This is a genomic window from Dellaglioa sp. CoH-57-MRSF-21 (genome assembly GCF_056781915.1).
This window is the reverse complement of record NZ_JBXAXU010000153.1, coordinates 1-294: the sequence shown is the minus strand read 5'-3', so window position 1 is coordinate 294 and position 294 is coordinate 1. Positions and strand designations below refer to the sequence as shown.

Below are 294 nucleotides of genomic sequence, written 5' to 3'. Positions count from 1 at the left end.
AGTACAAATGGAAAGTAGCGCCAAGTCCATATTCTGTGGGTGAACCGCAGTCTAATTTGCGGGTGTAGCTCAATGGTAGAGCAGCGTCCTTCCAAGTCGAAGACGGGGGTTCGATTCCCCTCACCCGCTCCAGACTTAGTAAAGTAATGTGATGTACGTTCAGTGTGGTGCTTAGGTTTCCTAGGCCACGGGCACCACGCACTTGCCGGTTTAGCTCAGTTGGTAGAGCCGCTGATTTGTAATCAGTTGGTCGCGGGTTCGAGTCCTGCAATCGGCACCATTTTTATTGTTGTG

2 tRNA genes are annotated in these 294 nt (G+C 51.0%); both read left to right on the top strand.

The features are described from left to right. The first annotated feature begins 58 nt into the window (after positions 1-58). Positions 59-132, top strand: a tRNA-Gly gene (locus AC1RPQ_RS08365). A gap of 72 nt (positions 133-204) precedes the next feature. Next, positions 205-280: transfer RNA gene (locus tag AC1RPQ_RS08360), tRNA-Thr, on the top strand. The last annotated feature ends 14 nt before the right edge of the window (positions 281-294 follow it).